The 255-nt window shown below is 40.0% G+C and carries 1 protein-coding gene; it reads left to right on the top strand.

What is annotated here, in order from left to right; genetic code table 11:
• Positions 1-3: 3 nt before the first annotated feature.
• Positions 4-255 (top strand): TIR domain-containing protein (locus GHN92_RS24080; protein ID WP_372239762.1); only part of this gene is annotated, 252 nt, incomplete at its 3' end.

Below are 255 nucleotides of genomic sequence, written 5' to 3'. Positions count from 1 at the left end.
ATTATGGCGTATCGGAACAAAACCTATGTTGCCTTTGCAAGCGAAGATATTCTTTTGTACAGACTCATGGAGGCATGGCGTGACAATGATAATATTGACTTTGACTTTTTTGATGCGCACGACCTATGCATATCTAGGGATACAAGCCAAAGAGAAACAATTAAAAAAAATCTTCGAAATCGAATGAAGAATGCAAAGCAAGTTATATTGATAGGGAGCCCTGACGCCAAGAGAAAGGGGGGAGATGATTACTCC

This window comes from Pseudomonas sp. FSL R10-2964 (genome assembly GCF_009600035.1).
GTDB classification, from domain to species: Bacteria; Pseudomonadota; Gammaproteobacteria; order Pseudomonadales; family Pseudomonadaceae; genus Aquipseudomonas; species Aquipseudomonas bubulae.
The sequence above is the reverse complement of the archived record's forward strand: the minus strand, read 5'-3'. Positions and strand labels throughout refer to the sequence as shown.